Below are 5,898 nucleotides of genomic sequence, written 5' to 3'. Positions count from 1 at the left end.
CCCCGGCCAGGTGCCGCCGATGCGGCCCCAGCCCAGCTCGCCGCAGGAATCGCCAATCTGTCCCGAGCCGCCGGGATTAGCCGCGCACCCCGCCAAAGCTAGGGCGAGAAGCCCAACAGCGGTTAGTTTCGTGCCGATCATCATCTATCCCCACATAAGTCTGTAGCGCTTGCTCTACCGACCAATCCTGTCAAAATTCCGGCGGAAAAAGCGCATGGGGCGATTCCATCAGAATCCACCCCACCGCACAACTTACGTTTCTGTCACGATTTAGACAGGTGCGCGACCAACTGATAGTCTGAAACGACAGTGCGCCAAACCCGTACCCGCTTTTGAGGGCACACTGAAAAATACGCAACGGGCTTCAAGTCGCCCGGCTTTTGGTGGAGGAAAACCCTGTGACTGTTCCGCGTTCTGATGCCCTCACGCTGCCTGCGCCTGGGCTCGACCCCGTGCTCGATCCGAAACTGCTGGCGCGGGCCTTGTCCGGCAAACTGCTGATCGATGGCGCCTTGGTTCCTGCCCTGAGCGGCAAGACTTTTCCGGTGGTAAACCCCGCCAATGGCGAAACCGTGGCTGAGGCGGCTTTGGGGGAAGCCGCCGATGTGGATCGTGCCGCCGAGGCCGCCCATAGAGCGCAAAAGTTCTGGGCCGCCCTCCCGGTGCGCGAGCGCGGTAAGTTGGTGGCGGCCTGCGGGCAGAAGCTGCAAGAGCATGTGGAAGAACTGGGCCGTCTCGTTGCGCTCGAAACCGGCAAGGCCCTGCGCACCGAAAGCCGAGTGGAAGCCTCGGTACTGGCCGATGTCTTCACCTTCTTCGGCGGCCTCGCCCCGGAAATGAAGGGCGAAACCGTGCCGTTCAACCCCGATATGCTAACGGTAACGGTGCATGAACCCCTGGGCGTGGTCGGCGCGATCATTCCGTGGAACGTGCCGATGATGCTGATGGCGCTTAAAATCGCCCCGGCGCTGGTGGCGGGCAATACCGTTATCGTCAAATCGGCGGAAGAAGCGCCGCTGGCGGTCTTGCGCGCCTGTCAGATCATGGCGTCGGTGCTGCCGGCGGGCACGCTCAATATTCTCTCCGGCTTTGGGCCGGAGTGCGGCGCGCCGCTGGTGGCGCATCCGGTGGTGAAGAAGGTGACGTTCACGGGCTCGGTCGAGACCGGCAAGATCGTGGCGCGTGCGGCGGCGGATAAGCTCATTCCGGTCACGCTGGAACTCGGCGGCAAATCGCCGATGATCGTCTGTGCCGACGCCGACCTGGACCGCGCCGTTGCGGGCGCGATTGCGGGCGTGCGCTTCACCCGCCAGGGCCAAAGCTGCACGGCGGCGAGCCGCATCTATGTTCACGCCGACCTGCACGACGCCTTCATCGCCAAGCTCACCGAAAAGGTGAACGCGATGAAAATGGGCGACCCGCTGGACGAGGCGACCGATATCGGTACGATCATCTCGCAGGATCAGTTCGAGAAAGTGCAAAATTATGTGGCGATTGGCGAAGCCGAGGGTGGCACGGCGCTGCGCTGCGCGCAAATGCCGACCGATCCGGCTTTCGCCAAGGGGCTGTTCGCGCAGCCGGTGGTGTTTACCGGGCTTCCGGCCCATAGCCGCGTGTTGCGCGAAGAAATCTTCGGCCCCGTCACCTGCATTCAATCCTGGAGCGATTTCGACGCGGTGATCGCGGCGGCGAACGACAGCGACTATGGATTGGCGGCGACGATCTGGACGCGGGATCTCAAAACCGCGCTCGACGGTTCCCGGCGCTTGGAAGCGGGGCTAGTGCAGGTCAATCAGAACCTCGTCGTGCAACCGAATATTTCTTATGGTGGGGTCAAGCAATCGGGTATGGGCAAGGAAGCCTCGCTCGAATCGATGCTGGAGCATTTCACCCATAAGAAGACGATCATTCTCAATATGACTTAAAACTCGGACCTACGAGAGTTTGCAGGCGGGCGAAGACAGGTATTACCCTTTCTTCGCCCTTTTTTTGGCCTCCGTCGCCGCCCTTTGATTGTTGTGAGTTTGTGACAACGGATAAATACGTGAATTTATGTTGGTTCTTCGCTATTGTCCCGCGAGGGGCAATTTTTTGTGATTGGGTCTAAAACAATGTCGCTCTGGAAGAAAAATAACAGCGCTGAAGATCTCCGGCTGCTGAAAGAGCATGTCGGGATTGGCCTATGGGATATTCACTTGGTGAATGAAGACCCGGCCCATCCCGATTGCCAGTTTTCGTATTCAAAGAAATTTGCCGAACTTCTCGGATACACGGGTAACGGCGATTTTCCCAATACGCTGGCCGCTTTAACCGATCGATTGCATCCCGATGACGTCGCGGCCACCTTCGCAATGTTTGGTAAGGCCATGAAAGACCGAAGCGGGCGCACCGCGTATGATGTCAACTATCGCCTGAAGCTGCGCACCGGCGAGTACCATTGGTTCCGCGCGACGGCGGGGATGGCGCGGGATCGCACGGGGATCGCCGTGCGCGTTTGCGGCACTTTGATCGATATCAACGACGCCATGATGCTGCAATTACAGCAGGCGGAGCGCGTTGAAACCCTAAGCCGGATTGCCGGGCAGCTCGAACAAACCGTCGGAACGGCGGTCGATACTTCGGCGGCGCGCGCGGGTGAGGTGCGGTCGGCAGCACAGCGACAGGCGCAAACCGCAGGCCGGGCACAAGAGCAGCTTTCCGCAGCGGCGGCGGCCTCGCGCCAAGCACTCAGCGGGTCGGAAACCGTGGCGGCGGCAACGGAAGAACTTTCGGCCTCCATTGCCGAAATCGGGCGGCAAGTGGTCGACGCGTCGACCATCTCCCAAACCGCGACCGACGAAACCGAGCGTACCAACCGCATCATTCAAACCCTGGCCGGGGCGGCGGACCGCATCGGGCAAGTGGTGAATCTCATCAATAATATCGCCGGACAAACCAATCTGCTGGCGCTGAACGCCACCATCGAAGCCGCCCGCGCCGGGGAAGCGGGTAAGGGCTTCGCCGTGGTGGCGACCGAGGTGAAGAGCCTCGCCAGCCAGACCGCGAAGGCGACGGACGAAATCAGCGAGCAGATCGCTGCCGTCCAGACCGAAACCGCGCGCGCGGTGGAGGCTATCCACAAGGTCACCGAAGTCATTGGCCGGGTGCAGACGATCAATACCCAAATCGCTGCCTCGGTCGAGGAGCAGGACGCCGCAACCCGCGAGATCGCCCGCACCGTTCAGCAAGGCGTAACGGTCACGCGGGGGATGAATCAGACGCTGGATACGGTCGCCACCGGCATGTCGGAAAGCGCGGCCCTCGCCCAAACCGTTCAGGGTTCCGCCGATGATCTAACGCAGCAGTCTCAAGGTCTACAGAAGCAAGTAAAACTGCTGCTGGAACAATTGCAGCGCGCGTAAAACCTGACGTTCTACTCGGCGGGCAGCAGCGCATTATCCAGCGCGGCTGCCCTTAGGCCGCCACTTCCAAATCCGAAAGCTCGGTCGCCGTAATCCAGCCGCCGCCGAGCACGCGTTCGCCGTCGTAGAAAACGGCGGCCTGCCCCGGCGCAATACCGTGTTGGGGGGCGGTCAAGGTGAGCGTACCGCTGCCATCGGCCTGACGAACGAGGGTGGCGGGGATAGGGGCCTGGGCCGAGCGCAGCTTGACCGTGCAAGCAGCCTCCGTCACCCCCGGTGCCCCGAGCCAATTGACCTCTTTCACATGCACCCGGTCCCGCCCCAAGGCGGCGCGCGGGCCGACGATGACGCGGCGGCGGTTCGGCTCTAACCGGATAACGAACAGCGGCTCGCCGCCGCTCACTTCCGCACCCAAGCCAAGGCCCCGGCGCTGGCCGATGGTGTAATGAATGACGCCCTGATGCTGGCCGACGACTCGCCCCGCAAGATCGACAATCTCGCCGGGCTCCACCGCTTCCGGGCGCAGGCGCTTGACGATGGCGGCATAATCGCCATCGGGCACGAAGCAGATATCCTGGCTGTCGGGTTTATCATGGACCGAAAGCCCGTAGCGCTGGGCGAGGTCCCGCGTTTCCAGTTTGCTGAGATGCCCGAGCGGGAAGCGCAAATAGGCCAACTGCTCGGGCGTCGTCGCAAACAGAAAATAGGATTGATCGCGCGCCGCATCGGCCCCGCGCAGCAATTCCGGCCCGTCCGGCCCAAGGTGGCGCTGGACGTAATGGCCGGTCGCCAGCGCATCCGCCCCCAAATCGCGGGCGGTGGCCAGTAGATCGCGGAACTTCACCGTCTGATTGCAGCGCACGCAGGGGATTGGCGTTTCGCCGCGCGCGTAACTATCGGCAAACTCTTCGATCACCTGCTCTTTGAAGCGGGATTCATAATCGAGCACGTAATGGGGAATGCCGATGCGCTCAGCCACTGTCGCGGCGTCGTAAATATCCTGGCCCGCGCAGCAGGCACCTTTGCGCAGGGCCGCGCCGAAATCGTAAAGCTGAAGTGTGATCCCGACGACATCATAGCCCTCTTCCTTCAGAAGCGCGGCCACAACGGAACTATCCACCCCCCCGGACATGGCAACGACCACGCGCGTTTCGGCGGGCGGTTTTGCGATGCCGAGGGAGTTGAGCATAAGCGGCCTCTTAGCCTGCCATCATATTGCGGCTGCCGGTGGGCAGCGAAACCCGCAGCCCGTCCAGCTCTTCCGTCATGATGATCTGGCAGCCGAGGCGCGAGGTGGCGGTGAGGCCGAAGGCGAGATCGAGCATATCTTCTTCGTCTTCGCTGGCGTCCGACAGGCGCTCGTAATCGTCCGGATCGACGACGACGTGACAGGTGGAGCAGGCGAGCGAGCCTTCGCACGCGCCTTCGAGATCGATCTGATTGCGATGCGCGATTTCCAGAACCGACAGGCCTACCGGCGCTTCTACCTCGTGGCGATTGCCGTCGCGGTCGATGAAGGTCAATTTCGGCATCGATTTTCCTCGTGGGGGTTAAAACGCCCCTGTTTACCCGCTTGGATGCTGCCGGTCTAGGCTAGAGTTTTTCACACTTAAACAGAATCAAAAAATTGAAAAACTCGTAAGCCCGCGCGGCGTCTGAGCGTAAAAAAAGCGCAGCTTTTTCCGCCAAAGGCAAACTAAACGCTGAAGCTTTCGCCGCAGCCGCAGCGGGCTTTTTCGTTCGGATTGGTAAAGGTGAAGCCGGAGGTGAATTTATCTTCGCGATAGTCCATTTCGGAGCCGATCAGGAACATCACCGCCGCCGGATCGACCAGCACGGTCACGCCCTTATCTTCCACCACTTCATCGAACTGCATCTTCGTGTCGGCGTAATCGACCGCGTAAGACAGGCCGGAGCAGCCGCGCGTCTTGATTCCCACGCGCAAAGCCACGGCGGGCGGATCGCGCTTTTCCAGCAGCGATTTAACGCGCGCGGCGGCGGCATCGGTGAGGGAGATCACCGCTTTCGGGGCCGGGCGCGGCGCGGGGGATGTATCGGCGTGGGCCATAAGGGCGGCTCCTTAGTCTTAGTCTAACGTAACAGCTTCAGTATGGGGTGCGGCGCTGCGCCCTGCAAGCCGTTGCCACGCGGAACAGAAGTGTGCCAACTGCGCCGCTGTTGTCCCCACGCCGAAACTGACGCGGATTGTGGAACCCGCAATGTCGTCCGGATAGCCCATCGCTGCCAAGACCGCGCTGCGCTTGACCTTGCCCGAGGAGCAAGCGGACCCGGCGCTGACGGCAAACCCGGCAAGATCAAGGGCAATCACCTGGGTTTCGGCGGGCTTGCCCGGCAAGGCAACCGAAAAGCAATTGGGCAGACGCGCGGCACCCGTTGCCGCCGGTAGAAACGCCCCCAGCGCGCGCAAATCGGCTTCGGCTTGGTCGCGCAGGGAGGCGAGCGCCGCCATCGCTGGAATTTCGGCTTTAGCGGCCTG

6 protein-coding genes are annotated in these 5,898 nt (G+C 61.7%); 2 read left to right on the top strand and 4 right to left on the bottom strand.

Annotation, left to right across the window (positions count from 1 at the left end):
* The first annotated feature begins 398 nt into the window (after nucleotides 1-398).
* Both VZ95_RS12460 and VZ95_RS12455 read left to right on the top strand, forming a co-directional pair.
* Entirely contained in the window at nucleotides 399-1,925 is a 1,527-nt protein-coding gene (locus VZ95_RS12460) for an aldehyde dehydrogenase family protein (protein WP_232302643.1), read from the top strand.
* Nucleotides 1,926-2,111: 186 nt separating this feature from the next.
* A complete protein-coding gene (locus VZ95_RS12455; protein ID WP_045776130.1) occupies nucleotides 2,112-3,401 on the top strand; it encodes a methyl-accepting chemotaxis protein in 1,290 nt (429 codons plus the stop codon).
* Nucleotides 3,402-3,453: 52 nt separating this feature from the next.
* On the opposite strand, the gene mnmA is transcribed toward VZ95_RS12455, so the two are convergent.
* From mnmA to VZ95_RS12435, 4 genes are all read right to left on the bottom strand, one after another.
* Nucleotides 3,454-4,590 (bottom strand): tRNA 2-thiouridine(34) synthase MnmA, encoded by a 1,137-nt coding sequence (mnmA, locus tag VZ95_RS12450; RefSeq protein ID WP_045776129.1) that lies wholly within the window; start codon nucleotides 4,588-4,590, stop codon nucleotides 3,454-3,456.
* 10 nt (nucleotides 4,591-4,600) lie between these two features.
* The gene (locus tag VZ95_RS12445; protein ID WP_045776128.1) at nucleotides 4,601-4,933 is read right to left on the bottom strand and encodes a ferredoxin family 2Fe-2S iron-sulfur cluster binding protein; all 333 of its coding nucleotides are present in this window, start codon (nucleotides 4,931-4,933) and stop codon (nucleotides 4,601-4,603) included.
* A 164-nt stretch (nucleotides 4,934-5,097) separates the two neighbouring features.
* Nucleotides 5,098-5,469, bottom strand: coding sequence for a HesB/IscA family protein (locus tag VZ95_RS12440; protein WP_045776127.1), 372 nt, complete (start codon nucleotides 5,467-5,469; stop codon nucleotides 5,098-5,100).
* A gap of 18 nt (nucleotides 5,470-5,487) precedes the next feature.
* Nucleotides 5,488-5,898 (bottom strand): aminotransferase class V-fold PLP-dependent enzyme (locus VZ95_RS12435; RefSeq protein ID WP_045776126.1); only part of this gene is annotated, 411 nt, incomplete at its 5' end.

The organism is Elstera litoralis, assembly GCF_000963705.1.
In the GTDB taxonomy this organism is placed as follows: Bacteria; Pseudomonadota; Alphaproteobacteria; order Elsterales; family Elsteraceae; genus Elstera; species Elstera litoralis.
This window is presented reverse-complemented; position numbering and strand designations above follow the sequence as displayed.